This window comes from Pseudomonas rhizophila, assembly GCF_003033885.1.
GTDB lineage: Bacteria > Pseudomonadota > Gammaproteobacteria > Pseudomonadales > Pseudomonadaceae > Aquipseudomonas > Aquipseudomonas rhizophila.
The window spans coordinates 3,023,293-3,049,281 of sequence record NZ_CP024081.1; the positions used below are offsets into that span (position 1 = coordinate 3,023,293).

Here is a 25,989-nt window from a genome sequence, read left to right on the forward strand (position 1 = left end):
GTACTTTCGAGGTGATTCTCATGATGAAAGGTGGCATGGCCGGCCTGATGAAGCAGGCGCAGCAGATGCAGGAAAAAATGGCCAAGATGCAGGAAGAACTGGCCAACGCCGAAGTCACCGGCAAGTCCGGCGGCGACATGGTGACCGTGGTCATGACCGGTCGCCACGACATCAAGCGTGTCAGCATCGACCCGAGCGTGGTCGAAGGCCTGAGCGAAGACGACAAGGAAATGCTCGAAGCCCTGTTCGCCGCCGCCGTCAATGACGCAGTGCGCAAGATCGAAGCCAACAGCCAGGACAAAATGTCCGGCATGACCGCTGGCATGCAACTGCCGCCGGGCATGAAACTGCCGTTCTGACTCGCCATCCCGATCGGGATGGGCTACATACAATGCCAGGCATCGCGCCTGGCATTTTTGTTTGTGTCACAAGGCGAGTGCGCTAGAAACTTTACCTGTGGGAGCAAGGCTTGCCCGCGATGGACGATGACGTGCCGCTGCGACGAACCGAGGCGTCTGCATCGCGGGCAAGCCTTGCTCCCACCAGTACCCACTGAACAAACATCGAACGCCGCCCAGCCGGCAATGGTCTGCTTCCTGTAAGTGCCACTCAACGATCAAGGAGACGCTTCCATGTCACAAGCATCGACCACCCACCAGCGCATCGTCCTCGCCTCCCGCCCCACAGGTGCTCCCACCCCGGACAACTTCCGTCTGGAGCAGGTGACGTTGCCGGAGCTGCAGGAGGGGCAGATCCTGCTCAAGACGCTGTTTCTCTCATTGGACCCTTACATGCGCGGACGGATGAGCGACGCACCTTCCTACGCCGCGCCGGTGGAAATCGATGAGGTGATGACCGGTGGTGCTGTCAGCCGGGTCGAGCGTTCTATGCATCCGAAGTTTCAGGAGGGGGATCTGGTGGTGGGCGCTACGGGGTGGCAGAGCCACACTGTCAGCGATGGCCGCAATGTCATTCCGATCCCGTCCGGGCTGCCCAGCCCGTCGATGGCGCTGGGTGTGCTGGGCATGCCGGGCATGACCGCGTACATGGGCCTGATGGAGATCGGTCAGCCCAAGGCCGGGGAAACCCTGGTGGTCGCGGCGGCCTCGGGCGCAGTCGGCTCGGTGGTCGGCCAGGTGGCGAAGATCAAGGGCCTGCGGGTGGTCGGTGTGGCCGGCGGCCCCGAGAAATGCAAGTACGTGGTCGACGAGTTGGGGTTCGACGCCTGTGTCGATCACAAGCGCGATGACTTTGCCGAGGCACTGGCCCGGGCTTGCGACAAGGGCATCGACATCTATTACGAAAACGTCGGTGGCAAGGTGTTCGACGCCGTAGTGCCGCTGCTCAACGCCAAGGCGCGCATTCCCCTCTGTGGCCTGATCGCGTCCTACAACGAGCATGAAGCCCCCACTGGCCCGGATCGCTTGCCGCAATTGCAGCGCACCTTGCTGACCAAGCGCGTGCGGATCCAGGGGTTTATCGTGTTCGACGACTTCAGTGGTCGTCAGCCGGAGTTCATCAGCGCCATGGCGCCTTGGGTGCGTGACGGCAAGGTCAAGTTCCGCGAAGACGTGGTCGATGGCCTTGAGAATGCACCACAGGCCTTTATCGGCCTGCTGGAAGGGCGCAACTTCGGCAAGCTGGTGGTGCGGGTGGCGCAGGATTGAGTATTTGACGCTAATCGGAGGCGCGGGTATAAACCGCGTCTCGTTGTTATGTCGGACATTTCCTCCATGAGCTTCAGCCCTTTGATTCGCCAACTGATCGACGCCCTGCGAACTTTGCCGGGTGTGGGTCAGAAAACTGCTCAGCGCATGGCGTTGCAATTGCTTGAGCGTGATCGCAGCGGCGGTTCGCGTCTGGCTCTGGCCCTGAGCCAGGCCATGGAAGGGGTAGGGCATTGCCGCTTATGCCGCACCCTCACTGAAGACGACCTCTGCCCGCAATGCGCCGACCCGCGTCGGGACGACAGCCTGCTATGCGTCGTGGAAGGACCCATGGATGTGTACGCCGTGGAGCAGACCGGTTTTCGCGGCCGTTATTTCGTGCTCAAGGGGCATTTGTCTCCGCTCGACGGCCTGGGACCGGAAGCCATCGGCATTCCGCAACTGATGGCGCGGATCGAAGAGGCCGGGACTTTCACCGAAGTCATCCTCGCCACCAACCCGACGGTCGAAGGCGAAGCCACCGCCCACTACATCGCGCAATTGCTCAACAACAAGGGCCTGATCGCCTCACGCATCGCTCATGGCGTGCCGCTGGGCGGCGAGCTGGAACTGGTGGACGGCGGGACGCTGGCGCATTCGTTTGCCGGGCGCAAACCGATCGCTTTATAACTGCCACGAATAACCCTGTGGGAGCGAGCCTGCTCGCGATAGCGGCAGATCAGCCACCATTGATGTCGGCTGACACACCACTATCGCGAGTAGGCTCGCTCCCACATGGAGTGTGTGTGCTATTGACGGGCGTTATCTTTCGCTCAGCGAAAACTGCGTCAGGCAGAACGTCGGTATCCCCATGTCTTCCAGGCGCTGCGAGCCAAGCAACTCCGGCAGGTCGATGATCGCCGCGGCCTCGTGGACCTTGGCGCCCATGCGGCGGATCAGGTTGGCGGCGGCGATCAGCGTGCCGCCGGTGGCGATCAGGTCATCGAACATCACCACCGAATCACCCTCGCACAGGCTGTCGGCGTGAACTTCAAGGAAGGCTTCGCCGTATTCGGTCTGGTAACCCTCGGCCAGCACATCCGCCGGCAGCTTGCCTTGCTTGCGGAACAGCACCAGGGGCTTGTTCAACTGATAAGCCAGGATTGAGCCGATCAGGAAGCCTCGCGCATCCATCGCGCCGATGTGGGTGAACTCGGCCTCGACATAACGATGGGCGAAGCTGTCCATCACCAGCCGCAGCGCGGTGGGGGACTGGAACAGTGGGGTAATGTCGCGAAAGATCACGCCCGGCTTGGGGAAATCGATTACGGGGCGGATCAGGGATTTGATATCGAAGGAGTCGAAGACCATCGTCTAGGTGTCCTGGCAGGCTGCAAACGCCGGAGTATAGCGCGGCAAGGCGAACCTGGGCCGCGCGCATGCTCATCAGCCGTCGATCGAGCCACCCGCCAGGGCGCAGAGCTGGATCGGGTCGAGAATATGAATCTCCTTGCCTTCGGCGGCGATCAACTCGTTCTGTTGGAAACGGGTGAATACCCGGGACACGGTCTCCACCGCCAGGCCCAGGTAATTGCCGATTTCGTTACGCGACATGCTCAGGCGGAACTGGTTGGCCGAAAACCCGCGAGCGCGGAAACGTGCCGAGAGGTTGACCAGGAACGTGGCGATGCGTTCGTCGGCGGTTTTCTTCGAGAGCAGCAGCATCATTTGCTGATCGTCGCGGATCTCCCGGCTCATGACTCGCATCAACTGACGACGCAGTTGCGGCAGTTGCAAGGCCAGTTCGTCCAGGCGATCGAAGGGTATCTCGCACACCGAGGTGGTTTCCAGCGCCTGGGCCGAGACCGGATGGGTTTCGGTGTCCATGCCCGACAGACCCACCAGCTCGCTGGGCAGGTGGAAGCCGGTGAGCTGTTCTTCGCCGCCATCGCTCAGATTGAAGGTTTTCAAGGCGCCCGAGCGCACGGCATAGACGGAATCGAAGGTGTCGCCCTGGCGAAACAGGAATTCACCTTTTTTCAACGGTCGGCCCCGTTTAACGATGTCGTCCAGCGCGTCCATATCCTCCAGATTCAATGAAAGTGGCAGGCAGAGCGGAGCCAGGCTGCAATCCTTGCAATGGGCCTGGTTGTGGGCGCGCAGTTTGACTGGCTCGGACATTTCTTAAATCCTTGTGGGAAACACACATAAGCCGTAAGGGTAACTCAGCTAAGGTACTCCGGCCAGTGGGCTTTCATCGTCAAATTGTCGCGCTCAGATGACTCGGGAGAAGCGCTGTCGGTTGTGTCCTTCCAGATAGGCATCAAAGACCATGCACACCGAGCGCACCAGCAGGCGCCCGGCGGGCAGTACCTTGATGTGGCTGCTGTCCAATTCGATCAGGCCGTCCGCAGCCATCTCTTGCAGTTGTGGCCACAACGGTGCGAAGTAACCGCGAAAATCGATGTTGAACGTTTGTTCGATGTCGGTGAATAGCAAATTGAAATGGCAGATCAACTGCTGGATCACCGCGCGCCGCAGCCGATCGTCGGCATTGCACAGCAGCCCGCGACTGGTCGCCAGTTGACCGTCGGCCAGGGTGTTCTGGTAATGGTTCAGGTCGCTGCTGTTCTGGCAGTACAAATCGCCGATCTGGCTGATGGCTGACACGCCAAGGCCGATCAGGTCGCAGTGACCATGGGTGGTATAGCCCTGGAAGTTGCGTTGCAGGGTGGCGTCTTCCTGGGCAATCGCCAGTTCGTCGTCGGGCAGGGCGAAGTGGTCCATGCCGATATAGCGATAACCCGCCGCGGTCAGTTGTTCGATGGTGCCTTGCAGCATCGCTAGTTTCTGCGCCGGGTTGGGCAGGTCCTGGCTGTTGATGCGGCGTTGGGGCATGAAGCGTTCCGGCAAGTGGGCGTAGTTGAACACCGAAAGCCGGTCCGGCTGCAGCTGGATGACTTCCTGGACCGTGCGGGCGAAATTTTCCGGGGTCTGTTTGGGCAGCCCGTAGATCAGGTCGATGTTGATCGAACGGAACTGCAAGGTCCGGGCGGCTTCGATCACCGCGCGGGTTTCTTCCAGGCTTTGCAGGCGGTTGACGGCGCGCTGCACGGCCGGGTCAAGGTCCTGCAGGCCGATGCTGACGCGGTTAAAACCCAGTTCCCGCAACAGGCCCATGGTGGACCAGTCGGCTTCCCGGGGATCGATTTCGATCCCGTAGTCGCCGGAATCGTCCTCCAGCAGGTTGAAGTGTTGGCGCAACCTGGCCATCAACTGGCGCAGTTCGTCATGGTTGAGGAACGTCGGGGTGCCGCCGCCCAGGTGCAATTGTTCTACGCGCTGGGCCGGGTCGAGGTGGCAGCCGATCAGCTGGATTTCCTGTTCCAGGCGTTGCAGATAGGCGTGGGCGCGGCCACGGTCCTTGGTGATGACTTTGTTGCAGGCGCAGTAGTAGCAAATGTTCGCGCAGAACGGCACATGCACATACAACGACAGTGGCCTCAAGGCTTTGCGGCTGTCGCGCAGGGCGTGGAGCAGGTCGAAGGTCCCCACCTGGCTGCCAAATTGCGCCGCGGTCGGATACGAGGTGTAGCGGGGCCCCGCCAGGTCGTAACGGTGGATCAGGTTTGAGTCCCAACGAATGGCGTCGAGCATGCGGGCGTTTCCCGGATAGGCTGGCATGGGCGAGAGTTTAAGAGGGAGGGCGCGGGGCGGTTTTGATTTGCGTCAACGGGGTGTGGAGTCTGGGCGAAGGCCAATCGCGAGCAAGCTCGCTCCCACATTGGATCGGGGATGTTCACAAATGCAGCATTCGCCGCAAGTCTCCTATGGGAGCGAGCCTGCTCGCGATGGCGGCGACTCGGTCAATGCCCCATGAGCCAATGCTGATGCGGCCCTGGCAGGGTCCAGATACCAAAGACAATCACCAACAGCCCGCCGGCCATGCGCACGCTGCGTTTGCGCAACAGGGCGGTGATGCGTTCGGCGGCCATGCCCGTGGCGAGCAACACCGGCCAGGTGCCGAGGCCGAAGGCGAGCATCAGCAACGCGCTGTCCAGCGCATCGCCCTGGCTGGCCGACCAGAGAAGGGTGCTGTAGACCAACCCGCACGGCAGCCAGCCCCAGAGCGCGCCGAGCAGCAAGGCCCTGGGCAGGCTCGACACCGGCAGCAAACGGTTGGCGACGGGCTGGATATGCCGCCACAGGCCACGACCGACGCCTTCGATGCGGGTCAGGCCGCTCCACCAGCCCGCCAGGTACAGGCCCATGGCGATCAACAGCAGGCCGGCCAACACGCGCATGACCATCGCCGCCGGACTATTGGCCACGGCCCAACCAGCCAGGCCGATCAGCAACCCTGCGCTGGCGTAGCTCAGAATCCGCCCAACGTTGTAGGCCAGCAGCAATCGAAAGCGCCGGCTGCGCTGTTCCTTGGGGATTGCCAGGGTCAGGGCGCCCATCAGGCCGCCGCACATCCCCAGGCAATGGCCGCCGCCCAATAAACCCAGGATGAGCGCCGAGACCAACAATGGCGCCAGATCAAGCATGGGGCGGGGCCTTGTCGTCCGGCTTGCGGGGCTCGCCGCTGGCTTCGTCCACCGCTGCCTTGTGGTTCGGATCCTGATCGTCGAACAGAATGCTGTGGGCCGGACCGTCGAGGTCATCGTACTGCCCGCTGTCCACGGCCCAGAAGAAGATGTAGACGGCAATGGCCACGATCAGCAGTGCGGCCGGGATCATCACGTAAAGAGCTGGCATGTCGGAACTCCATGCCCGCGCGGCTCAGGCCGGCAGCGGGCGGGTATCGGGCGAGGCATCGAAAACCTGCATCTTGGGCTGGCGAGTCAGCCTCAGCGCATTCAACACCACGGTCAGCGAACTGATGGACATGCCGATCGCGGCCCACACCGGCGTAATCCAGCCGAGGGCGGCGAACGGCAACATGAGGCCATTGTACAGTGCCGCCCACACCAGGTTCTCGATGATCACCCGCCGTGTGCGCCGGGCCAGGCTGAAGGCGTGGATCAGGGCGTCGAGACGGTTGGACAGCAGCACCGCATCGGCGCTGGTCTTGGCAAGATCGGTGGCCGAGCCCATGGCGACACTGATGTCCGCCGCCGCCAGCACCGGCACGTCGTTCACCCCGTCGCCGAGCATCAGCACCTTGCGGCCCTGCTGGTGCAACTGTTGCAACACGGCCAGTTTGTCGTCCGGGCGCAAACCGCCGCGGGCCTCATCGATGCCCAGTTCGGCGGCGACACTGGCAACCATGGGCGAACTGTCGCCCGACAGCAACAGTGTGCGCCAGCCCCGCGCTTTGCAGGCGGCCAGCAATGCCGGGGCGTCGGTACGCAAGCGGTCGTCGAGGACGAACCAGGCCAACGGACCGATGTCATCACCCAGCAGCAACCATTGTCCGGGCTCATCCGGCATCACCGGCACCGCTGCGCCACTGAGTTCGCAGACAAAACCGGGTTGGCCGATGCGCAGGCGCTGGTCACCCACCAGCCCTTCCAGACCCAGCCCCGGGGTGCTTTGCACATGCTCGGCGGCCAGTGGCGCGCGGCCAAAGGCACGGGCGATGGGGTGTTCGGAGCGATTTTCCAGGGCAGCGGCCAGGCCCAGGCATTGATCACTGTCCAGGGCCGTCAGCGTTCGAATGGCGCGCAACGCCAGACGCCCTTCGGTGAGGGTGCCGGTCTTGTCGAAAATCACCGTGTCGATCTGGTTCAGGCCCTCCAGCACATGGCCGCGAGTCAGCAGCAGGCCAAGCTTGTGCAGCGTGCCGGTGGCGGCGGTAAGAGCGGTTGGCGTGGCCAGGGACAGTGCGCAAGGGCAGGTAGCGACCAGCATCGCCAGCACGATCCAGAAGGCGCGAGAGGCATCCAGTTGCCACCACAGCAGACCGATGGCCGCCGCAGCGACCAGGGAGAACAGCAGGAACCATTGCGCGGCGCGGTCGGCGATTTCCGCCAGCCGCGGCTTTTCGGCCTGGGCTCGTTCCAGCAACCGGACGATGGCCGACAGCCGGGTGTCTTGCCCCAGTGCCAACACCTGGACCGTCAATGCGCCTTCTACGTTAAGGGTGCCGGCCGTCACCGTGTCGCCCACTTGGCGAGGTTGTGGCAGGTATTCGCCGGTCAGCAGTGATTCGTCCACGCTGGACTGGCCGTCGAGGATTCTGCCGTCGGCCGGCAGAACCGCTCCGGGATGCACCAGGACCCGGTCGCCGGTGCGCAATTCGCTGAGGAGGATTCGTTCGCTCTGGCCGTTATCCTCCAGGCGCAGGCACGAGGCCGGCAGCAGATTGACCAGTTGTGCGGTGGCGGCAGCGGTGCGCTCCCGGGCACGGCGTTCCAGGTAGCGACCGGCCAGAAGGAACAGTGCGAACATGCCCACGGCATCGAAATACAGCTCGCCCACCCCGGTGACGGACGTCCAGATCCCGGCCACGTAGGCACCGCCAATGGCCAGGGACACCGAAACGTCCATGGTCAGGTGTCGGGTGCGCAGGTCGCGCATCGCGCCCTTGAAGAACGGCGCGCAGCTATAGAACACGATAGGTGTGGTGAGGAACAGCGCGACCCAGCGCAGGATGGTGTGCATCTCCGGGCTCAGGTCGATGTTGAATTCCGGCCAGGTGGCCATGGTCGCCATCATCGCCTGGAACCAGAGCAAACCGGCTACGCCCAATTGGCGCAGGGCCAGGCGATTTTGCGCGGCCAACTGTTCGCTGGCCTGATCGGCCTGGTAGGGATGGGCGACGTAGCCGATCTGGCGCAGTTCGGCCAGCAAGGTGCTCAGCGGCAATTGAGCGTCGGCCCAGCTCACGTGCAGGCGGTGATTGGACAGGTTCAGCCGCGCCTCGGCCACGGCCGGCAGGCTGCGCAGTTGTTTTTCGATCAGCCAGCCGCAGGCGGCGCAACTGATGCCTTCGATCAGCAGCGTGGTTTCGGCCAGCTCGCCTTCATGGCGCACGAACGACTGCTGCACGTCCGGGCGGTCGTACAGCGCCAGCTCATCGATCAACTGGACCGGCAGGGTTTCGGGGTTGGCCGACGCTTCGCTGCGATGCTGGTAATAGCTTTCCAAACCACCAGCGACAATGGCCTCGGCCACCGCCTGGCAGCCCGGGCAGCACAGCTCACGGGTTTCACCCAGGACAACGGCGGTGAAGCGACTGCCCGGGGGGACGGGCAGGGCGCAGTGGTAGCAAGGCAGTGGGGTGGTCATGAGGTATTCACATATCGAAACTTTCTGGCATCTGAAGGCCTTTTCGCGAGCAGGCTCGCTCCCACAGGTCTGCGTCGTTGTGAATTGAACCTAACGACACCTCAATGTGGGAGCGAGCCTGCTCGCGATTGCGCGCAGCGCAGCCGTCTATTTCTTCAGGTCTTCAGCGCCTTGCAGCGGTTCATCGCCGAGCAGGATGGCCTGGTCATGGTTGATCTGCTCTTCTTCGAACAGGCGCCAGGTCTTGTCGTTCTCCACACCCAGCAATTCGACAAAGCGCCGGCCTTCGATCTTGTCCGTCAATTGACCGACATACCGTCCCGGCTCGCTGTCGTTGCGCGTCAGGACGATCTTGCGATCCTTCTCCGGCTGGGTGGGCGAGATCAGGCTCAGTTCCAGGGTCTGGGGCCGGCTGTCGCCGCTCAGGCGCAGGTTCACTTCGCCGGTGACGTCATCCAGTTGCACGTTGGCATGCAGTTGCAGGGTCTGGCCCAGCAGTTCGCGCTCCAGGGAGCGGTTGATGCCCTTGCCGGCTTCGTAGTAGTTGTCGTTGACCAGGTTGTCCGGATTGTTCACGGCGATGGTCACCATGGTCAGACTCAGCGTCACCGAGCAGGCCAGGATCGCAATGATGATCCACGGCCAGAGATGCTTGTACCAGGGGCTGGTGGCGGTTGCTGCAGGCATGTTCAGTTCTCTCAACGAATTTGTGGGCCGATGAACCGGCTCTTGGCTTCAACATGAACGCTGTCGTCATCGGCATCCTTGAGGATGAACGTCACCTCGTTGGTGCTCGACGGCAGTTGGTCCGGTGCACTGGACAGTTCTACCGGCTGGGTGAAGATCTCACCGGCCGCGACCTTGATTTCCCGTCGTCCCTGGAGCTTGAGATCCGGCAGGCCGGAGGCCTCCAGCACGTACGTATGGTCGTGCTGGTCCTTGTTCATGATCTTGAGGCTGTAGACGTTCTCGATCCGGCCTTCGGCGTTCTCGCGGTACAGCACGCGGTCCTTGCTGACGTCGAAACCGACCAGCGAACGCATGAAGAACGCGGTCACCAGCAGACTGATCATTGCCAGCAGCACCAGGGCATAACCGATCAGGCGTGGGCGCAGTTTATGGGTTTTCTGCCCCGAGAGGTTATGTTCGGTGGTGTAACTGATCAGCCCGCGCGGATAATCCATCTTGTCCATGATGTTGTCGCAGGCGTCGATGCACGCCGCGCAGCCGATACATTCAATCTGCAGGCCATCGCGAATGTCGATACCGGTGGGGCAGACCTGGACGCACATGGTGCAGTCGATGCAGTCCCCCAGGCCCAGGGCCTTGTAGTCAACGCCCTTCTTGCGCGGGCCACGGCTTTCGCCCCGACGCGGGTCGTAGGAAACGATCAGGGTGTCCTTGTCGAACATCACGCTCTGGAAACGGGCGTAAGGGCACATGTAGATGCACACCTGCTCGCGCAGCCAGCCGGCGTTGCCGTAGGTGGCGAGGGTAAAGAAGCCGACCCAGAAATACGACCAGCCATCGGCCTGGCCGGTAAAGAATTCGAACACCAGTTCGCGAATCGGCGTGAAATAACCGACGAAGGTCATGCCGGTCACAAAACCGATCAGCAGCCACAGGCTGTGCTTGGCCAACTTGCGCAGGAACTTGTTCCCGCTCATGGGCGCCTTGTCGAGCTTGATGCGTTGGTTGCGGTCGCCTTCGGTGACCTTCTCGCACCACATGAAAATCCAGGTCCACACGCTTTGCGGACAGGTGTAGCCGCACCAGACCCGCCCGGCATAGACCGTAATGAAAAACAGGCCGAAGGCGGCAATGATCAGCAGTCCGGACAGGAGGATGAAGTCCTGCGGCCAGAAGGTCGCACCGAAAATGAAGAATTTGCGTTCGGGCAGGTTCCACCAGACGGCCTGATGCCCGCCCCAGTTCAGCCAGACCGTACCGAAATACAGCAGGAACAACACGCCACCGCCGACCATCCGCAGGTTGCGGAACAGGCCGGTGAAGGCACGGGTGTAGATTTTTTCCCGAGAGGCATACAGGTCGACGCTTTGGTTCGCGTCCTTGGCAGGCGGGGTGACGTCATGTACCGGAATCTGGTTACTCATCAAAATGCATCCCACGGCAGTGGAAAAGTGCCGGGATCAGTACGTGCCGACCACGGTCAGAAAGGGTATTGCAGTGGTGCAATGATACGCCTGTAGGTCTAGCTCAAGGGTGCGACCTTTGGTCGCGTTGGGACTCTGCATAGAATGGTGTAGCGGATGTAACAAGTCATGACCCAGATCAATTGACTATAGACATTCCATGGCGTTGGCGAAAAAACCAAGGGCCTGCCGACTCGTTCGACAGCCCCTCCTGATTGTTTTGTGCCACTATTTTTGGCGGCTCCGCGCCCAGCGGGGGTAAGTTCCCTCGCCACGGGGATTTGCGCTTAACCTGCGCCTGGTCATTTGTTCGCAAGCGCCAGATCGAACTGCTTGTTTTCCAATTTGATCTAGCCGCCAGGGTTTTCTTGAGCACAGCCGAATCCCGGCTCTGATTATTTTTGTGCGCTGCAAAGAGAGGCGTCAGGCGCACAAATGCATCAAGTTTCTACCGGCGGTACAAAATGTTGTAGAACGCGGTTTGCTCATCCTTGATCAAGGACAGATCGTGCCCCGTGGGAATTTTTTCGAACAGCGCTTTGTTGACTGCCATCCGACGCATGATGATCACCTCCAGCAATTGGCCGAACAGCGCTTCATCACGGACGTGTTTTTTCAGTTTTAGAATTTCGTGAGGCTTGTCTTTCAGGACGTGAAAGGCGTAATTCATCACAACCATATTGGAGACGAACAGGTTTGCCGTTGACTGAAGCGGATTGACCGCGTCGATCAAAGCATCAAATATTTTTTGCCTGTCCTGAGCATAGGTGGGCAAAAAAACGTCGGGGTACATAAGCTCGCTGTGACGATCATTGATCGCGCAGCGGTAATGGGTATCGTCGGGCTCGCTGAGTAATCTGACTGTGCTTGTTTGAAACGTTTTCAACGTACTCAGCAGTTGATGCTCTTTCCTGCTGTCGGCCTTGATCGCTTTGTAAACCAGATCAATCACATCCAGAAAAGCCACGGACCCCAGCCCATCGGTCGCCATCATCAACTGATTGCCCTCGATGCTGAACCGACGATACGCCTCGTCATCGATGCTCAATTCGAAGAGGAGGAACCTAAGCATGTAGTTCCTGAGGCGCGCATCCGCATCCAGGGTGCTGTTCTTCAAGCTGATCAGTTGGATCAGGTAGAAGAAAATAAAATATTCCTTGTTGGTTCGTTGACGGTTGTCGATTTCAAGCAGGTAGCCAAAGCGCGACAGGACCAGGAGGAGGGCGTAGCAGTCGGGTTCCGTGAAGCCGTTCTTCAGCATGGCTTTTTCGAAAGCGCTGGTGGAAAACAAGTCCCGCCAGCGGCTAACGCTGAAGGGAGCGCCATTGTGTTTTTTTGCGACGACGTTCAGTAGCGAAGGCTCGTCTTCTTTGTAAAAAACAGCACCCAACGCCTTCGGATACGGCCGGACGTTCAGGAAGTTTTCAAGCTTGTATGAGAGAAGATCGAATATGTCCATCTGGCTTTATCCGCAGGTCTTCCATTTTCCGTTCGGGCCTTTCTTCTCGACACGAAATGACGTAATGGTTTTATTGAATTTATCCAATAATCGGAAACCGATGCCTCTGGCCTTGGGCTCATTCGTCTTGGACAGCACGCCATCTTTCAGGCCCGTCTCTTTATAGTCAACGGTAGAGATGTCCTTGTGGTTATTGAGCATGCTGACCCCTTCGTTATTGACGGTGGCCACTACCCGATACTTCTCATTGCCTGGGTTGAATCCAGGGTTACTGTCCTGGTTGACCCAGACCGCTTTCTCTCCTCGGATATTCGGAACCAAGCCGCCTTTGCCTCCGTTGGCGGCCTTGGACGAGACGGTTTCGCTCTCGCCCATGTACCGGATAATCTCATTCTCTTTAAGCCCCAGCGGGTCGATCCAGGTAAATGGATTCGGTGCGTAGCGATAAAGATTCAGGCTTGCGGCCAGGCCCAAGGGGTCGGGCGTGGTAAAGCGGCCTATGTCGGGATCATAGAAGCGGAAGGTGTTGTAGTGCAGGCCTGTTTCCCGGTCCAGGTATTGCCCCTGAAAACGCAGGTTCTGTTCTTCGATGTAGTACGGCTCACGGACTTCATCAGTGGTATTGCCCCATACCTGGTAGTGAGCGTGCCATAGCGGATGGCCGTCACTTTCCGTCAAGGCCTGTGGCTGACCATTGGGGTCGTTGTGGTAATAGCGGATGCGTTGATGTTCACCGATGCCGTCGACCCGGGCCAAGGGCTCGTGACTGTCGCCAATATAGAGGTACAGGCTGGTCAGGCTATTTTTATGTTCCTTGAGTAATTGCAGGCCATCCCAGTCGAAACGCGTGCGGGCAATGAGATGCCCGTTGTCGTCATGTTCGGTTTTCTCAATCCTTCGACCCAACGGGTCGTAGCGCATCCTGACGACGTTTTCACCGTCGGATTTCTGGGTTCGAACTTCAACCAGCCGGTGATCCGAGTCGTAACTGAAGCGCTGCAGGCCATGTCGCCCACTGCGCTTTTCAATCATTCGGCCAAAATCATCGTAGCGATAGTGCTTATCCTGATAGCGCTTGAGTTGGTTGTGCGTAACCCGCCCACCTGTACCAGGTGAACTGTCGAGGAGATTGGCGGCGGCATCGAAGGAAAATGTTTCATTCTGGCCTTGTCGAGTGCCCTGGCTTGCCAGGATGCGGCCGGTCACATCGTAGTGCAGCAATTGGCGTTGTTGACCTTTTGGCTGCCGTTCAAGGCGCGCCACCAGGTGGTCGCCAGGATCAAACTCAAAATGGGTTTGATCTGCGGCAGGCATCAACGACGGCTGGCTGGTATGCCGGCGTTGGCGGCTGCGTAAGCGCCCGCTACGGTCATATTCACTCCGTGTGCTGATTTGGCCTTGGGTGCGCAGCACCTCTCGATGTAGCCGGTCGCGTTCGAAGTCGCTGATGACGTGGCCGTCGAGGTTGATTTGGTGCAGATGACCACTGCCATAGTACAGGCGGCTGACCCAACGGCCGTCGGGTAGGTGGGTCTGGATCAGGTTGCCGAGTTCGTCGTAGTGATGCTTCAGAACGCCCGCTGAACTCTGCTCCTCAATCAGATAACCCAGCGCGTCATAAGCAAAGCCCAGTCGTTGTTCGTTGCCGTCGTTAGCGATGACGGTGGCTTCGATTAACTGATTCAACGGGCTATAGCTGTACCGGGACTGTCCATCAGGTGTGATTCGGGTGGTCAGCCGGCCAATGGCATCACGTTCGAGATGATGAACAATGGTCCTTTCACTGGGCTGATGATCACCTCGCGGCGCTGCGATGGTTTCGACTCGTTTTACGTTGTTGAGGACGTCGTACGTGTAGCCTTTGGCGCTGCCATCAAGGTTGCGCTGTTCGGCCAACCGATCCCCCGCATCCCAGGTAAACCGATAGCTCTCACCGTTCTCATTGACCAGCGCCTGCAGCCGCCCGTAGCTGTCGTACGCGAATTGCACCTGCCGGCCCTGGGCGTCGGTGCGTTGGCGGACCTGACCGCGACGGTTGTGCTGGTAGAGCGTGGTGTGCCCGGCCGGGTCGGTGTAGCCGGTCAACTGCCCGGCGAGGTCGCGCTGGTACTGTTCGGTGCGGCCATCCGGCAATTGGCTGCTGAGCAAACGGCCTTGGGCGTCGTAGCTGAACTGGGTGCGCTCGCCGAGGGCGTCGGTGATGGTCTGCAGGTAGCCGCGCTGGTCGTAGCTGAACCGTGTCGGGTAACCCGAGCAATCGATGTGCTCCACCAACTGCCCGAACGGATTCCAGCGCAGCTTTTTAAGCTTGCCGGTGGCGTCGATGATTTCGATGACCTGACCGTGGGCGTCATAGCGATAGCGGGTGACGTGGCCCAGAGGATCGGTTTCGGCGGTGCAGTTGCCGCGTTGATCGTAGCGGTATTTCCAGCTGTGGCCGGCGGCATTGGTGTCCACCAGCGGCAGCGCCCAGTGCTCGAGCCATAACGTCGAATCACTGCGGCCCAAGGGATCGGTTTCGCCGATCAGGTTACCGGCCTCGTCATAGCTGTATTCATAGCGCCCGCCCTGTGGGTCGGTGGCGCTGAGCAGTTGGCGTTCGTCGTTCCACTCGAACAGCCAGGTCTGGCCGAGGTTGTCGCTGTATCGGGTGATCTGGTGTTGGCTGTTCCAGTGGCGCGTGCTGACGCGCTGCAAACCGTCGGTAATGCGGGTTACACCGGCCTTGAGGTCATAGTCGAACTGGTAGGTGTCGCCCTCGTCGGTCCAGTGGCGGACCACGCGCCATTCCTGGTCTTCGACCAAGGCCCATTCGTAGAAGCAACGCAGCCCGGTGGGCAGTTGGTGTTCCAGCATTCGCTGGCCGGCGTCGTAGCTGAAACGCCGTTGCACCTGGCCGGTGGCGTCGCGTACTTCGCTCAGGTTGTTCGCTGTGTCGTAGGCGTAGCTGACCAGCACTTCGCGCTGTTGGTCGGGGTAGAGGCGTTCTATCTGGGTGACGCGTTCGCGCTCGCGGATCAGCTCGACTTGCACCAGATCGAAGGTGTCGCGCAGGCGTATCAGTCGTCCGGCGGCGTCGTAGTCGAGGAAGATGCGATTGTCGTTGCGGTCACCGAGTTGGCTCAGGCGCAGCAGGGATGTGTGGCCCGGCGTGGGTTCGAATAGGCGATACACACCGTCGTCGCTTTCGATCAGCAACTGCCCGTTGAGATGACGTCGCACGGCCAAGCCTTCGCCAGCACTGAACACCGCGCCGCCCAACGGGATCGAACCCATGTCGATGGGCCGGGCCTGTTCGTCGGTGTAGAGCAGGGTCTCGCCGCCCTCGGGATGGGCCAGGATCTCCACCTGCACCTCGTAGGCCACGCTCCAGCCGGCGCCGAACATCCCGCCACGTCGCTCGTCGCGGCTGTTGTAGAAGCGTTGCCAGTCGATTGGCAGAACACCGGGCAAAACGAAGTCCAGCTCTTCATCGCGGCCCAGCACCTTGGCGCCGGTGGCGGCATGCACCGGGTTCGACGAGCCCATGGTGGCGTTGGCCGCGGCGCCCATGGCGCTGCTGACCGCCATCGACGCCGCGCCACCGGCCAGCATGCACGGCAGTTTGCTGAAGAACTTGCCCTTGCCCCCCTTGAGCATCAGCAACGCGGTGACCGCCAGCCCCACGCCCGGGGTCTTGCCGCTGCGAATCTCACGCACCACCACTGAGCCGCCGCCGATGGTCACGTCCGGGGAAATCAACCCGGCCGAGACCACCGTCGCATCGCAGGTGCTGCGGTCGCCGCTGCGCACGGCGGGCTGGCCATTGATGGTGACTTTGTCCGAGCCTTCAGCCATGAACTGCGGCGGCATCGGTGGGTGCTTGGTGCAGATCACCAGGTCTTCCGGCCGAGTCTCTGTGCCGGGGGCGGGCGAGGCGACGGTGGGGCGCCACATCTGCGAGAAGAAGTTGCCGGCCATGTCCAGGTAACTGGCCTCGGCTTCTTCTTCCGGCTCGGGCATGTCCAGTTCGGTGCCGGCCGGCGCGACATGGGAAACAACCGCTCCGGCGGCGCGGGCCGAGGGGATGTTGTTGGTAAAGGTGTCCTTGGAGCCGGTGAGGATGTTGGCCTGCACCGTGGGCGGGAAGAGCGCGTTGCCGATGCCTTCGCAGATATTGCTCAGGCCTTCGTCGGCCCCGGTCTTGCTCATGGCAATGCCCACGACCGCCCCCACCACCGCACCGAGCAGGAAACAACCCAAGCCACCCGTGGCGACGGTGATGCCGGTGGCGGCCACCACCGCTGCCGTCGCCAGGGCGGTGATGGCGATGTTGGCCGCCACTTCCAGCACGCCGCCGAGAATGTCGGCCATCATGGAGGTGTGGTTCAGTGCATCGCCCAGGCGAGCGGCCCAGAGCGCGTCAGACATGCCGGGGGCTCATCGTTGCGCGCTGAAGTGTTTCGATGCCCATTGCGCCTATCTCCTTGGCGGTAATTGATGGTCCGTCGCGACGTTATATTAGCTTGACCATGGATTGAGCAAGGCCACGCCGCTGCTTTGAAAATCACTCACATTGCGGGTGACCACGGTCAGGCCATGGACCAGCGCGGTGGCGGCAATCAGTGCATCGCATTCATTGCTGCGATCCGGTATATGCAGGCGAGCGCAGCGCAGCGCGACGGTGCGGTCGACCGCCAGGATCCTGCCGGAAAATGCGGGCAGGACGTGGTTATCCAGCCACGCGCGCAGGCGGCTGCCTTGCACCGGATCTTTGCGTTCGAAGCGCATTACACCAGTTTCCAGCTCCAATACGGTGATTGCCGAGACATACAGGTTGGGGGCGGACACGCTCCGTGCCCAGGCCTGTACGTTTTTATCTGCATGCGGCTTGCGCAGTTCCGAAATGACATTGGTGTCGAGTAGAAACATCAGGACAGATCCACTGGCTGGGGAGTGATGACGGCACGTTCGGTATCGAAATCGATATCCGGCGCGTCAGGCATGACCAGCAACTCGACAATGCTGGTGCCAATGCCGGTCAGTTTCTGGTACTGCTCAATGCTTAGCAGTACGTGGGCAGGCTTGCCACGGTCAGTGATGATGACTGGCCCCTGGCGGGCGGCTTTTTTGGCACCACTTGTGTCGTGGTTGAATTCGCGGCTGGAAATGGTCGTGATGGACATGGCAGTGCCCTCATAAACTACAATGTAGGCACGTTACTACTGGCGTGGGCGGCGAGCAAGTTAAACAGCTTCGCTCCTGGATACCCACCAATAAAAAAGGCCCCGCCAACATGGGTTGACGGGGCCTTTGGTACATCAGGCGTGTGCCTTACTGGGCATCGGCGGCTGGCGCCGGTTCCCCATGAGACAGGCTGTAGACGTACGCAGCCAGCAGGTGGACCTTGTCGTTACCCTGCAGATCGGCCTGGGCAGGCATCTGGCCCTGGCGACCGTAACGGATGGTCTGCTGCAGCTGAGCGAAGCTCGAACCGTAGATGAAACCGGCCGGGTGCGTCAGGTCAGGTGCGCCCATGGCAGGCGTGCCCTTGCCGGCTGGGCCGTGGCAGGCCACACAGTTGGCTGCGAACAGCTTCTGGCCGTTGGCCGGATCGGCCTTGGCGCCTTCCGGCAGTTTACGGCCGTGCAGACTGGTCACCACGTAGGCGGAGACGTCGGCAACACCTTGCTCGCCAACCACGGCAGCCCAGCCCGGCATCACGGCATGACGACCGCCCATGATGGTGGTCTTGATGGTTTCCGGCTCACCACCCCAGCGCCAGTCGGCGTCGGTCAGGTTCGGGAAGCCATAGGCACCCTTGGCGTCGGAACCGTGGCAGACCGAGCAGTTGGAGGCGAACAGGCGGCCACCCATCTTCAGGGCTTGCGGGTCTTTGGCGACTTCTTCAATCGGCATGGAGGCGAACTTGGCGAAGATCGGGCCGAACTTGGCATCCGAACGCGCCATTTCCTTTTCCCACTCGTGAACGCCGGTCCAGCCGGTCTGGCCATTGGCGAAAGGGGTCTGCTTTTCGGTGTCCAGGTAGTTATACCCTGGCAGCAGGCCTTTCCAGTTGCCCAAGCCCGGGTAGAGCACCAGATAACCCAAGGCGAAGACAATGGTGCCCACGAACAACATGAACCACCATTTAGGCAGTGGGTTGTCGTACTCTTCGATGCCATCGAACGAGTGACCAACAGTCTCGTCCGTTTGTTCGGCGCGCTGGCCCTTACGGGTCGACAGCAGCAGCCAGGTCAGGGCGAAGATCGTACCCAGACTGAGGACTGTGACGTACAGACTCCAGAACGTAGTCATTCTTTGTTACTCCTAGAAGCTTGCTCGACGTGCTTGATGGCTTCGGGATCATCCGCGAACGGCAGCAAGGTCGCGTCGTCAAACTCCGACTTGCGCTTGGGGCTGAACACCCACAACGCCAGACCGATAAAGGCCACCATCACGACGACGGTGCCCAGGCCACGAATCATCCCGATATCCATCTAAATCACCGTTTGCTTTTGATGATGGTGCCCAGGCCTTGCAGATAGGCCACCAGCGCGTCCATTTCAGTCTTGCCCTTCACGGCATCCTTGGCACCGGCGATGTCTTCATCGGTGTAAGGCACGCCCAGGGTACGCAAGACTTCCATTTTCTTGGCGGTGTCTTTGCCGTCGAGCTTGTTTTCTACGAGGAACGGGTAAGCCGGCATTTTCGACTCAGGCACTACGTTGCGCGGGTTGTACAGGTGCGCACGCTGCCAGTCGTCGGAGTAGCGACCGCCCACACGGGCCAGGTCCGGGCCGGTACGCTTGGAGCCCCACAGGAACGGGTGGTCCCAGACGCTTTCACCGGCAACCGAGTAGTGGCCATAGCGTTCGGTTTCGGCGCGAAACGGACGGATCATCTGCGAGTGGCAGCCGACACAGCCGTTGGCGATGTAGACGTCGCGACCTTCCAGTTCAAGAGCGGTGCGCGGCTTCATGCCTTCGACCGGCTTGTTGGTCACGTCCTGGAAAAACAGCGGAACGATCTGGGTCAGGCCGCCGATGCTGACGGCGATGACCATGAAGAAGGCCAGCAGGCCAATATTCTTCTCTACTGTTTCGTGCTTCATCAGTGAGCTCCAACTACGGCGATCTTGGCGGCGGCTTCAGCTTCAGCCGGGTCAGAGGCACGAACGGTGCGATACACGTTGTAGGCCATGAACAGCATGCCGCTGGCGAAGAACGCGCCGCCCAGGGCACGGACGATGAAACCAGGGTGGCTGGCTTGCAGCGCTTCAACGAACGAGTAGGTCAGGGTGCCGTCGTCGTTGATTGCACGCCACATCAGGCCCTGGGTGATGCCGTTGACCCACATCGAGGCGATGTAGAGCACGGTGCCGATGGTGGCGAGCCAGAAGTGAGTGTTGATCAGGCCGGTGCTGTGCATCTGCGCACGACCGAACAGTTTCGGGATCATGTGGTAGATCGCGCCGATGGAAATCATCGCAACCCAGCCCAAGGCCCCGGCGTGTACGTGGCCGATGGTCCAGTCGGTGTAGTGGCTCAGGGAGTTGACGGTCTTGATGGCCATCATCGGGCCTTCGAAGGTCGACATGCCGTAGAACGCCAGGGAAACCACCAGGAACCGCAGGATCGGGTCGGTGCGCAGCTTATGCCAGGCGCCCGAGAGGGTCATCATGCCGTTGATCATGCCGCCCCAGCTCGGAGCCAGCAGGATGATCGACATCGCCATGCCCAGGGACTGTGCCCAGTCCGGCAGCGCGGTGTAGTGCAGGTGGTGCGGGCCGGCCCAGATGTACAGGGTGATCAGCGCCCAGAAGTGGACGATGGACAGGCGATAGGAATAGATCGGACGCTCGGCCTGTTTCGGCACGAAGTAATACATCATCCCCAGGAAGCCGGTGGTCAGGAAGAAGCCCACGGCGTTGTGGCCGTACCACCACTGGATCATCGCGTCGGTGGCGCCCGAGTAGGCCGAGTAAGACTTGAAGAAGCTGACCGGCAGGGACGCGTGGTTGACGATGTGCAGCATGGCGGTCACGACGATGAAGGCACCGTAGAACCAGTTACCGACATAGATGTGCTTGGTCTTGCGCTTGACGATAGTGCCGAAGAACACCAGACCGTAGGTCACCCAGACGATGGCCAGCAGAATAGCCAGGGGCCATTCCAGCTCTGCGTATTCCTTGGTGGTGGTGAAACCCATCGGCAAGGTCACGATCGCACCGACGATGACCGCTTGCCAACCCCAGAAGGTGAAGGCGGCGAGGCTGTCGGAAATCAGTCGCGTTTGGCAGGTTCGCTGCACGACGTAATAGGAAGTGGCAAACAACGCACAACCACCGAAGGCGAAGATCACCAGGTTGGTGTGCAGCGGGCGCAGGCGTCCAAACGTCGTCCATGGCAGATCGAAGTTCAACTCCGGCCAGACCAGTTGCGAGGCGATGAATACACCGAGCCCCATGCCAAGGATCCCCCAGACCACCGTCATGATGGCGAACTGGCGGACTACCTTATAGTTATAAGCAGTCGGACTGATTGCTGTGCTCATTCTAAGGTTCCACGGTTTGGGTGTTTTATTAGGATAAAAATCGGTCGCAAGTATGGAGAAAGCGGGGGGTCATTGCAACGCGCCATGACCTGGGTCAATGCTTTCCAAAGCAGATTCTGCGGCCTTTCCATGTGCTGAGTAGGGACAAAATTGGCCCTCGGTAAAATGTCGCAACGAAGGAAAGAGGCGAGGGGGGCAGGTCGGTTGTAACGGGGTGTGTTCGAGCACGGCGTTCGGGTGATGCCAGGTAACTGTCGCAACAGCCGGTATTCACCTGCCTTTGCGGCCTTTTTGTCGAACGATTGTCGAACGCATCGGGTCGGGTCGACCTGAAACCGGCAGTCGCCAGCGCACGCAGAGGCAAGCTTAGACTTGATTCCGGGGAACCGAAAGGAAGACGAAGGGAGGGTGCGACAATGCGTCGCGCAGGGGCACGAAACAGCCGCATCCAGATGGATGCGGCTGTTCGCGTGGTCAGGATTTATTCGCTTTTGCGTTCAGCTTGCAGACGCTCGGCGCCCGCCGCGTGGGACAGGCTGTAGACGTAAGCCGCGAGCAGTTGCACCTTGTCATTGCCGAGCAGCTCATTCTGCGCCGGCATATGGCCCTGGCGGCCATGACGGATGGTCTGTTGCAGTTGCGCCAGGCTGGTGCCGTAGATGAAGCCGGCCGGCAAGGTCAGGTCTGGCGCGCCCATGGCTTCGGTGCCTTTACCGTTGGCACCGTGGCAGGCAACGCAAGTGGTGTTGAACGCTTGCTGGCCTGCTTGCAGGTCGGCGCCGCTGTCTGCCGGCAGCGGCAGGCCCGCCAGATCATGGCGCACATACGCGGCCACGTTCTTGACGCCGGCTTCGCCCAGCACTTCGCCCCAGGCCGGCATCGCGGCCATGCGACCGCCCATGATGGTGGCCTTGATGGTTTCGGCACTGCCGCCCCAGCGCCAGTGGCTGTCGGCCAGGTTCGGGAAGCCGAAGGCACCCTTGGCGTCCGAGCCGTGGCAGACCGAGCAGTTGGAGGCGAACAAGCGGCCACCCATCTTCAAGGCCTGTGGGTCCTTGGCGACTTCTTCCACCGGCATGGCGGCGAATTTGGCGAAGATCGGCCCGAACTTGGCGTCGGCCCTGGCCATTTCCTTTTCCCATTCATGGGCGCCGGTCCAGCCATTTTCGTAGCCGGGCAGGATGCCTTTCCAGTTGCCCAGGCCCGGGTAGAGAACCAGGTAGCCGACGGAAAACACCAAAGTGCCGGCGAACAACAGGAACCACCACTGCGGCAGCGGGTTGTCGTACTCCTCGATGCCGTCGAAGCTGTGGCCCATGGTCTGGTCGACACTGCCCTTGGTCTCGCCCTTGCGGGTGCCGATCAGCAGCCAGGTCAGACCGATCAGGCTGCCGATGGTCAGTACGCTGATCCACGTACTCCAGAAGGTGGTCATGGCCGGGTGCTCCTTGTTGCAGGGTCTTGGGGGTTGGCGATGTCGGCGGATGGCTCGTCGGCGAACGGCAGCAGGCGCGCCTGAGCGAACTCCGAGTTGCGCTTGCTGCTGAATACCCACAGGGTCAGGCCGATGAAGGCCACGAACACCACGACCGTGCCCAGGCCGCGGATCATTCCAGTGCTCATTTCAAGAAACATAGGCTCACCTCTTGCTCTTGATGGCAGTGCCGAGCACTTGCAGGTAGGCCACCAGCGCGTCCATCTCGGTCTTGTCCTTGAGCGAGGCCACGCTGCCGGCGATGTCGTCGTCGGTGTACGGCACGCCCAGGGTGCGCATGGCGCGCAGCTTGCCTTCGGTGTGGCTGCTGTCCACCGTTTGGGTCACCAGCCATGGGTAGGCCGGCATCTTCGACTCAGGCACGACGTTGCGCGGGTTGTACAGGTGGGCGCGATGCCAGTCATCGGAGTAGCGCGCGCCGACCCGGGCCAGGTCCGGCCCGGTACGCTTGGAGCCCCACAGGAACGGGTGGTCCCAGACGCTTTCACCGGCCACCGAGTAGTGGCCGTAGCGCTCGGTCTCGGCGCGGAACGGACGGATCATCTGCGAATGGCAGCCGACGCAGCCTTCGCGGATATAGATGTCGCGACCTTCCAGTTGCAGGGCGGTGTAGGGCTTCATGCCGTCCACCGGTTTGTTGGTCACGTCCTGGAAGAACAGCGGCACGATCTGGGTCAGGCCGCCAATGCTCACGGCCAGAACCATCAGCAGCATCAGCAGGCCGACGTTTTTTTCGATTGTTTCGTGTTTCATGGCGGACTCCTCAAGCCATCTGCGCGGCAGCGGCGGCTTCGGCAGGCTGGTAGGCCCGCACGGTGCGCCAGGTGTTGTAGGCCATCAGCAGCATGCCGAGGAGAAAGATCGCCCCGCCCGCCAGCCGTACGACGAAACCGGGGTGGCTGGCCACCAGGGTTTCAACGAAGGAGTAGGTCAGGGTCCCATCCTCGTTCACCGCACGCCACATCAGGCCCTGGGCGATGCCGTTGACCCACATGGAGGCGATGTACAGCACGGTGCCGATGGTCGCGAGCCAGAAGTGCGCGTTGATCAGGCCGATGCTGTGCATCTGGGGGCGGCCGAAGACTTTCGGGATCATGTGATACAGCGCGCCGATGGAAATCATCGCCACCCAACCCAAGGCACCAGCGTGTACGTGGCCGATGGTCCAGTCGGTGTAGTGGGAGAGGGCGTTGACGGTCTTGATGGCCATCATCGGGCCTTCGAAGGTCGACATGCCGTAGAACGCCAGGGACACCACCAGGAACCGCAGGATCGGGTCGCTGCGCAATTTATGCCAGGCGCCCGACAGGGTCATCATGCCGTTGATCATGCCGCCCCAGCTCGGTGCCAGCAGGATCAGCGACATCACCATGCCCAGGGACTGTGCCCAGTCCGGCAGCGCGGTGTAGTGCAGGTGGTGCGGGCCGGCCCAGATGTACAGGGTGATCAGCGCCCAGAAGTGCACGATGGACAACCGATAGGAGTACACCGGACGCTCGGCCTGCTTCGGCACGAAGTAGTACATCATCCCCAAAAAGCCGGCGGTGAGGAAAAAGCCTACGGCGTTGTGGCCGTACCACCATTGCACCATCGCATCCGTGGCCCCGGCATACACCGAGTAGGATTTGGTGAAGCTCACCGGCAATTCCAGGTTGTTGACGATGTGCAGGATCGCCACGGTCAGGATGAACCCGCCGAAGAACCAGTTACCGACATAGATGTGTTTGGTGTTGCGCTTGGCCACGGTGCCGAAGAACACGATGGCGTAGGCGACCCAGACGATGGTGATCAGAATGTCGATCGGCCATTCCAGTTCGGCGTATTCCTTGGAGCTGGTGTAGCCCAGCGGCAGGCTGATGGCCGCCAGCAGGATCACCAATTGCCAGCCCCAGAAGCAGAACGCGGCGATTTTCGGCGCGAACAGCTGTGTCTGACAGGTGCGTTGCACCGAGTAGAACGAACTGGCGAACAGGGCGCAGCCGCCGAAGGCGAAGATCACCGCGTTGGTGTGCAACGGGCGCAGGCGGCCGAAGCTGGTCCACGGCAAATCGAAGTTGAGCTGTGGCCAGACCAATTGGGCCGCGAGAAAAACCCCGAGCCCCATGCCGACGATGCCCCACACCACCGTCATAATGGCGAATTGGCGGACCACCTTGTAGTTGTAGGCGGTACTGATAGATGTGTTCATGGTTCCCCATCCACGGTTCAGCCGAAGTGAGCGCTTGCGCAAGGCAGCGCGGCATTCTTCGCCTGGAGTTATAGGCAGACTAAAAGCGAGGCAAGCATGGACAAACAGCACAAGGCCAGTATTGACGGGGATCAATGGGCGCGATGTGTGGCCGAACACGGTTGGCTATGGACGGCGGCGCAAACGGGTGTCAGCGCCGAGCCACCGACCCTGATCCTGGCCCATGGCGCCGGCGCACCGATGGACAGCGGGTTCATGAACGAAATGGCCGCGCGCCTTGCCGGGCATGGCATCAACGTGTTGCGTTTTGAGTTTCCCTACATGGCTCAACGACGCCTGGACGGCGGTAAACGTCCGCCGAACCCGGCTCCCAAGTTGCTGGAATGCTGGCGTGCGGTGTATGCCACGGTGCGGCCTTATGTCGCTGGGCGGTTGGCCATTGGCGGCAAGTCCATGGGTGGGCGCATGGCGAGTTTGCTGGCCGATGAGCTGAAAGCTGATGCCCTGGTGTGCCTGGGGTATCCCTTCTACGCGGTGGGCAAACCGGAGAAACCGCGGGTCGAGCACTTGGCAGCCTTGAAGACCCGGACCTTGATCGTCCAGGGCGAGCGCGATGCCTTGGGTAACCGCGAGGCGGTGCAGGGTTACGTGCTGTCACCGAGTATCGAGGTGATGTGGCTGGTGGCGGGGGATCATGATCTGAAACCGCTGAAGGCCTCGGGGTTTAGTCATGAGCAGCATCTGGAGGCGGCGGCGGGCAGGGTGGCCGGGTTTCTTCAGTAGGTTCCTTGCCGACTATCAAGGCCTCATCGCGAGCAGGCTCGCTCCCACAATTGGAATGCCTTTGAATGAGCAACCTTGACCCCCTGTGGGAGTAAGGCTGCTCCCACAATTGGAATGCCTTTGAATGAGCAACCTTGACCCTCTGAGGGAGTAAGGCTGCTCCCACAATTGGAATGCCTTTGAATGAGCAACCTTGACCCTCTGAGGGAGTAAGGCTGCTCCCACAATTGGAATGCCTTTGAATGAGCAACCTTGACCCTCTGAGGGAGTAAGCCTGCTCCCACAATTGGAATGCCTTTGAATGAGCAACCTTGACCCTCTGAGGGAGTAAGCCTGCTCCCACAATTGGAATGCCTTTGAATGAGCAACCTTGACCCTCTGAGGGAGTAAGCCTGCTCCCACAATTGGAATGCCTTTGAATGAGCAACCTTGACCCTCTGAGGGAGTAAGCCTGCTCCCACAATTGGAATGCCTTTGAATGAGCAACCTTGACC

24 protein-coding genes are annotated in these 25,989 nt (G+C 60.8%); 4 read left to right on the forward strand and 20 right to left on the reverse strand.

All coding sequences use genetic code 11. The features are described from left to right. Nucleotides 1-20 precede the first annotated feature (20 nt). The 3 genes from CRX69_RS14160 (at nt 21) to recR (ending at nt 2,336) form a co-directional block, all read left to right on the forward strand. Nucleotides 21-359, forward strand: a complete 339-nt coding sequence (locus CRX69_RS14160) for a YbaB/EbfC family nucleoid-associated protein (RefSeq protein ID WP_003183512.1) — start codon at nt 21-23, stop codon at nt 357-359. 273 nt (nt 360-632) lie between these two features. Next, nucleotides 633-1,667 (forward strand): NADP-dependent oxidoreductase, encoded by a 1,035-nt coding sequence (locus CRX69_RS14165; RefSeq protein ID WP_047227175.1) that lies wholly within the window; start codon nt 633-635, stop codon nt 1,665-1,667. 66 nt (nt 1,668-1,733) lie between these two features. Next, nucleotides 1,734-2,336 (forward strand): recombination mediator RecR, encoded by a 603-nt coding sequence (recR, locus tag CRX69_RS14170; protein WP_047227281.1) that lies wholly within the window; start codon nt 1,734-1,736, stop codon nt 2,334-2,336. A gap of 132 nt (nt 2,337-2,468) precedes the next feature. On the opposite strand, the gene CRX69_RS14180 is transcribed toward recR, so the two are convergent. From CRX69_RS14180 to ccoN (CRX69_RS14275), 20 genes are all read right to left on the reverse strand, one after another. Then, the gene (locus CRX69_RS14180; protein ID WP_041020481.1) at nt 2,469-3,017 is read right to left on the reverse strand and encodes an adenine phosphoribosyltransferase; all 549 of its coding nucleotides are present in this window, start codon (nt 3,015-3,017) and stop codon (nt 2,469-2,471) included. Nucleotides 3,018-3,092: 75 nt separating this feature from the next. Continuing rightward, nucleotides 3,093-3,827, reverse strand: coding sequence for a fumarate/nitrate reduction transcriptional regulator Fnr (fnr, locus tag CRX69_RS14185; protein ID WP_047227176.1), 735 nt, complete (start codon nt 3,825-3,827; stop codon nt 3,093-3,095). A gap of 93 nt (nt 3,828-3,920) precedes the next feature. Next, a complete protein-coding gene (hemN, locus tag CRX69_RS14190; RefSeq protein ID WP_047227177.1) occupies nt 3,921-5,303 on the reverse strand; it encodes an oxygen-independent coproporphyrinogen III oxidase in 1,383 nt (460 codons plus the stop codon). A gap of 209 nt (nt 5,304-5,512) precedes the next feature. Beyond that, nucleotides 5,513-6,196, reverse strand: a complete 684-nt coding sequence (locus CRX69_RS14195; protein ID WP_076385628.1) for a sulfite exporter TauE/SafE family protein — start codon at nt 6,194-6,196, stop codon at nt 5,513-5,515. Next, nucleotides 6,189-6,407 (reverse strand): cbb3-type cytochrome oxidase assembly protein CcoS, encoded by a 219-nt coding sequence (gene ccoS, locus CRX69_RS14200; protein ID WP_047227179.1) that lies wholly within the window; start codon nt 6,405-6,407, stop codon nt 6,189-6,191. Before ccoS ends, CRX69_RS14195 begins: the two co-directional genes overlap by 8 nt. Nucleotides 6,408-6,431: 24 nt before the next feature. After that, nucleotides 6,432-8,882: a heavy metal translocating P-type ATPase gene (locus CRX69_RS14205; protein ID WP_076385626.1), complete on the reverse strand. Its 2,451-nt coding sequence runs from the start codon at nt 8,880-8,882 to the stop codon at nt 6,432-6,434. A 147-nt stretch (nt 8,883-9,029) separates the two neighbouring features. After that, entirely contained in the window at nt 9,030-9,569 is a 540-nt protein-coding gene (locus CRX69_RS14210) for a FixH family protein (RefSeq protein WP_047227181.1), read from the reverse strand. 11 nt (nt 9,570-9,580) lie between these two features. Beyond that, nucleotides 9,581-10,996 (reverse strand): cytochrome c oxidase accessory protein CcoG, encoded by a 1,416-nt coding sequence (gene ccoG / locus CRX69_RS14215; RefSeq protein WP_047227182.1) that lies wholly within the window; start codon nt 10,994-10,996, stop codon nt 9,581-9,583. 487 nt (nt 10,997-11,483) lie between these two features. Then, nucleotides 11,484-12,494, reverse strand: a complete 1,011-nt coding sequence (locus CRX69_RS14220) for a hypothetical protein (RefSeq protein ID WP_076385624.1) — start codon at nt 12,492-12,494, stop codon at nt 11,484-11,486. Between the two features lie 6 nt (nt 12,495-12,500). Beyond that, nucleotides 12,501-16,904 carry an RHS repeat-associated core domain-containing protein gene (locus tag CRX69_RS14225; protein WP_240539532.1) on the reverse strand — a complete coding sequence of 1,468 codons (4,404 nt, stop codon included), beginning with the start codon at nt 16,902-16,904 and terminating at the stop codon, nt 12,501-12,503. Between the two features lie 90 nt (nt 16,905-16,994). Continuing rightward, the gene (locus tag CRX69_RS14230; RefSeq protein ID WP_076385622.1) at nt 16,995-17,405 is read right to left on the reverse strand and encodes a type II toxin-antitoxin system VapC family toxin; all 411 of its coding nucleotides are present in this window, start codon (nt 17,403-17,405) and stop codon (nt 16,995-16,997) included. Then, nucleotides 17,405-17,659, reverse strand: a complete 255-nt coding sequence (locus tag CRX69_RS14235; RefSeq protein WP_107322196.1) for a type II toxin-antitoxin system Phd/YefM family antitoxin — start codon at nt 17,657-17,659, stop codon at nt 17,405-17,407. Before CRX69_RS14235 ends, CRX69_RS14230 begins: the two co-directional genes overlap by 1 nt. A gap of 148 nt (nt 17,660-17,807) precedes the next feature. Beyond that, nucleotides 17,808-18,791, reverse strand: coding sequence for a cytochrome-c oxidase, cbb3-type subunit III (ccoP, locus tag CRX69_RS14240; RefSeq protein ID WP_076385618.1), 984 nt, complete (start codon nt 18,789-18,791; stop codon nt 17,808-17,810). Beyond that, nucleotides 18,788-18,973 (reverse strand): CcoQ/FixQ family Cbb3-type cytochrome c oxidase assembly chaperone, encoded by a 186-nt coding sequence (locus CRX69_RS14245; protein ID WP_003183474.1) that lies wholly within the window; start codon nt 18,971-18,973, stop codon nt 18,788-18,790. Before CRX69_RS14245 ends, ccoP (CRX69_RS14240) begins: the two co-directional genes overlap by 4 nt. Before the next feature lie 5 nt (nt 18,974-18,978). After that, the gene (gene ccoO, locus CRX69_RS14250; protein WP_014339380.1) at nt 18,979-19,587 is read right to left on the reverse strand and encodes a cytochrome-c oxidase, cbb3-type subunit II; all 609 of its coding nucleotides are present in this window, start codon (nt 19,585-19,587) and stop codon (nt 18,979-18,981) included. After that, nucleotides 19,587-21,029 (reverse strand): cytochrome-c oxidase, cbb3-type subunit I, encoded by a 1,443-nt coding sequence (gene ccoN, locus CRX69_RS14255; RefSeq protein WP_047227187.1) that lies wholly within the window; start codon nt 21,027-21,029, stop codon nt 19,587-19,589. The genes ccoO (CRX69_RS14250) and ccoN (CRX69_RS14255) overlap by 1 nt, the downstream gene beginning before the upstream one ends. A 481-nt stretch (nt 21,030-21,510) precedes the next feature. Then, nucleotides 21,511-22,464, reverse strand: a complete 954-nt coding sequence (gene ccoP / locus CRX69_RS14260) for a cytochrome-c oxidase, cbb3-type subunit III (protein ID WP_047227188.1) — start codon at nt 22,462-22,464, stop codon at nt 21,511-21,513. Then, nucleotides 22,461-22,664: a cbb3-type cytochrome oxidase subunit 3 gene (locus CRX69_RS14265; protein WP_047227189.1), complete on the reverse strand. Its 204-nt coding sequence runs from the start codon at nt 22,662-22,664 to the stop codon at nt 22,461-22,463. Before CRX69_RS14265 ends, ccoP (CRX69_RS14260) begins: the two co-directional genes overlap by 4 nt. Before the next feature lie 4 nt (nt 22,665-22,668). Continuing rightward, nucleotides 22,669-23,277 (reverse strand): cytochrome-c oxidase, cbb3-type subunit II, encoded by a 609-nt coding sequence (gene ccoO, locus CRX69_RS14270; RefSeq protein WP_047227190.1) that lies wholly within the window; start codon nt 23,275-23,277, stop codon nt 22,669-22,671. 10 nt (nt 23,278-23,287) lie between these two features. Further along, complete coding sequence (gene ccoN, locus CRX69_RS14275; protein WP_014339375.1) at nt 23,288-24,712, reverse strand: cytochrome-c oxidase, cbb3-type subunit I; 1,425 nt, start codon at nt 24,710-24,712, stop codon at nt 23,288-23,290. Between the two features lie 96 nt (nt 24,713-24,808). On the opposite strand from ccoN (CRX69_RS14275), the gene CRX69_RS14280 reads away from it, so the two are divergent. Continuing rightward, a complete protein-coding gene (locus CRX69_RS14280) occupies nt 24,809-25,495 on the forward strand; it encodes an alpha/beta family hydrolase (protein ID WP_107322197.1) in 687 nt (228 codons plus the stop codon). The last annotated feature ends 494 nt before the right edge of the window (nt 25,496-25,989 follow it).

What these genes read in the sequence shown, in the direction of transcription:
- CRX69_RS14280 (WP_107322197.1), top strand. Translation starts at nt 24,809, where the DNA reads ATGGACAAACAGCACAAGGCCAGTATTGACGGGGATCAATGGGCGCGA.
- ccoP (WP_047227188.1), bottom strand. Translation starts at nt 22,464, where the DNA reads ATGACCACCTTCTGGAGTACGTGGATCAGCGTACTGACCATCGGCAGC.
- hemN (WP_047227177.1), bottom strand. Translation starts at nt 5,303, where the DNA reads ATGCTCGACGCCATTCGTTGGGACTCAAACCTGATCCACCGTTACGAC.
- CRX69_RS14205 (WP_076385626.1), bottom strand. Translation starts at nt 8,882, where the DNA reads ATGACCACCCCACTGCCTTGCTACCACTGCGCCCTGCCCGTCCCCCCG.
- CRX69_RS14165 (WP_047227175.1), top strand. Translation starts at nt 633, where the DNA reads ATGTCACAAGCATCGACCACCCACCAGCGCATCGTCCTCGCCTCCCGC.
- ccoO (WP_014339380.1), bottom strand. Translation starts at nt 19,587, where the DNA reads ATGAAGCACGAAACAGTAGAGAAGAATATTGGCCTGCTGGCCTTCTTC.
- CRX69_RS14160 (WP_003183512.1), top strand. Translation starts at nt 21, where the DNA reads ATGATGAAAGGTGGCATGGCCGGCCTGATGAAGCAGGCGCAGCAGATG.
- CRX69_RS14230 (WP_076385622.1), bottom strand. Translation starts at nt 17,405, where the DNA reads ATGTTTCTACTCGACACCAATGTCATTTCGGAACTGCGCAAGCCGCAT.
- CRX69_RS14265 (WP_047227189.1), bottom strand. Translation starts at nt 22,664, where the DNA reads ATGTTTCTTGAAATGAGCACTGGAATGATCCGCGGCCTGGGCACGGTC.
- CRX69_RS14235 (WP_107322196.1), bottom strand. Translation starts at nt 17,659, where the DNA reads ATGTCCATCACGACCATTTCCAGCCGCGAATTCAACCACGACACAAGT.
- fnr (WP_047227176.1), bottom strand. Translation starts at nt 3,827, where the DNA reads ATGTCCGAGCCAGTCAAACTGCGCGCCCACAACCAGGCCCATTGCAAG.
- ccoG (WP_047227182.1), bottom strand. Translation starts at nt 10,996, where the DNA reads ATGAGTAACCAGATTCCGGTACATGACGTCACCCCGCCTGCCAAGGAC.
- ccoO (WP_047227190.1), bottom strand. Translation starts at nt 23,277, where the DNA reads ATGAAACACGAAACAATCGAAAAAAACGTCGGCCTGCTGATGCTGCTG.
- CRX69_RS14180 (WP_041020481.1), bottom strand. Translation starts at nt 3,017, where the DNA reads ATGGTCTTCGACTCCTTCGATATCAAATCCCTGATCCGCCCCGTAATC.
- ccoN (WP_014339375.1), bottom strand. Translation starts at nt 24,712, where the DNA reads ATGAACACATCTATCAGTACCGCCTACAACTACAAGGTGGTCCGCCAA.
- CRX69_RS14195 (WP_076385628.1), bottom strand. Translation starts at nt 6,196, where the DNA reads ATGCTTGATCTGGCGCCATTGTTGGTCTCGGCGCTCATCCTGGGTTTA.
- ccoP (WP_076385618.1), bottom strand. Translation starts at nt 18,791, where the DNA reads ATGACTACGTTCTGGAGTCTGTACGTCACAGTCCTCAGTCTGGGTACG.
- CRX69_RS14220 (WP_076385624.1), bottom strand. Translation starts at nt 12,494, where the DNA reads ATGGACATATTCGATCTTCTCTCATACAAGCTTGAAAACTTCCTGAAC.
- ccoN (WP_047227187.1), bottom strand. Translation starts at nt 21,029, where the DNA reads ATGAGCACAGCAATCAGTCCGACTGCTTATAACTATAAGGTAGTCCGC.
- CRX69_RS14225 (WP_240539532.1), bottom strand. Translation starts at nt 16,904, where the DNA reads ATGTCTGACGCGCTCTGGGCCGCTCGCCTGGGCGATGCACTGAACCAC.
- recR (WP_047227281.1), top strand. Translation starts at nt 1,734, where the DNA reads ATGAGCTTCAGCCCTTTGATTCGCCAACTGATCGACGCCCTGCGAACT.
- CRX69_RS14245 (WP_003183474.1), bottom strand. Translation starts at nt 18,973, where the DNA reads ATGGATATCGGGATGATTCGTGGCCTGGGCACCGTCGTCGTGATGGTG.
- ccoS (WP_047227179.1), bottom strand. Translation starts at nt 6,407, where the DNA reads ATGCCAGCTCTTTACGTGATGATCCCGGCCGCACTGCTGATCGTGGCC.
- CRX69_RS14210 (WP_047227181.1), bottom strand. Translation starts at nt 9,569, where the DNA reads ATGCCTGCAGCAACCGCCACCAGCCCCTGGTACAAGCATCTCTGGCCG.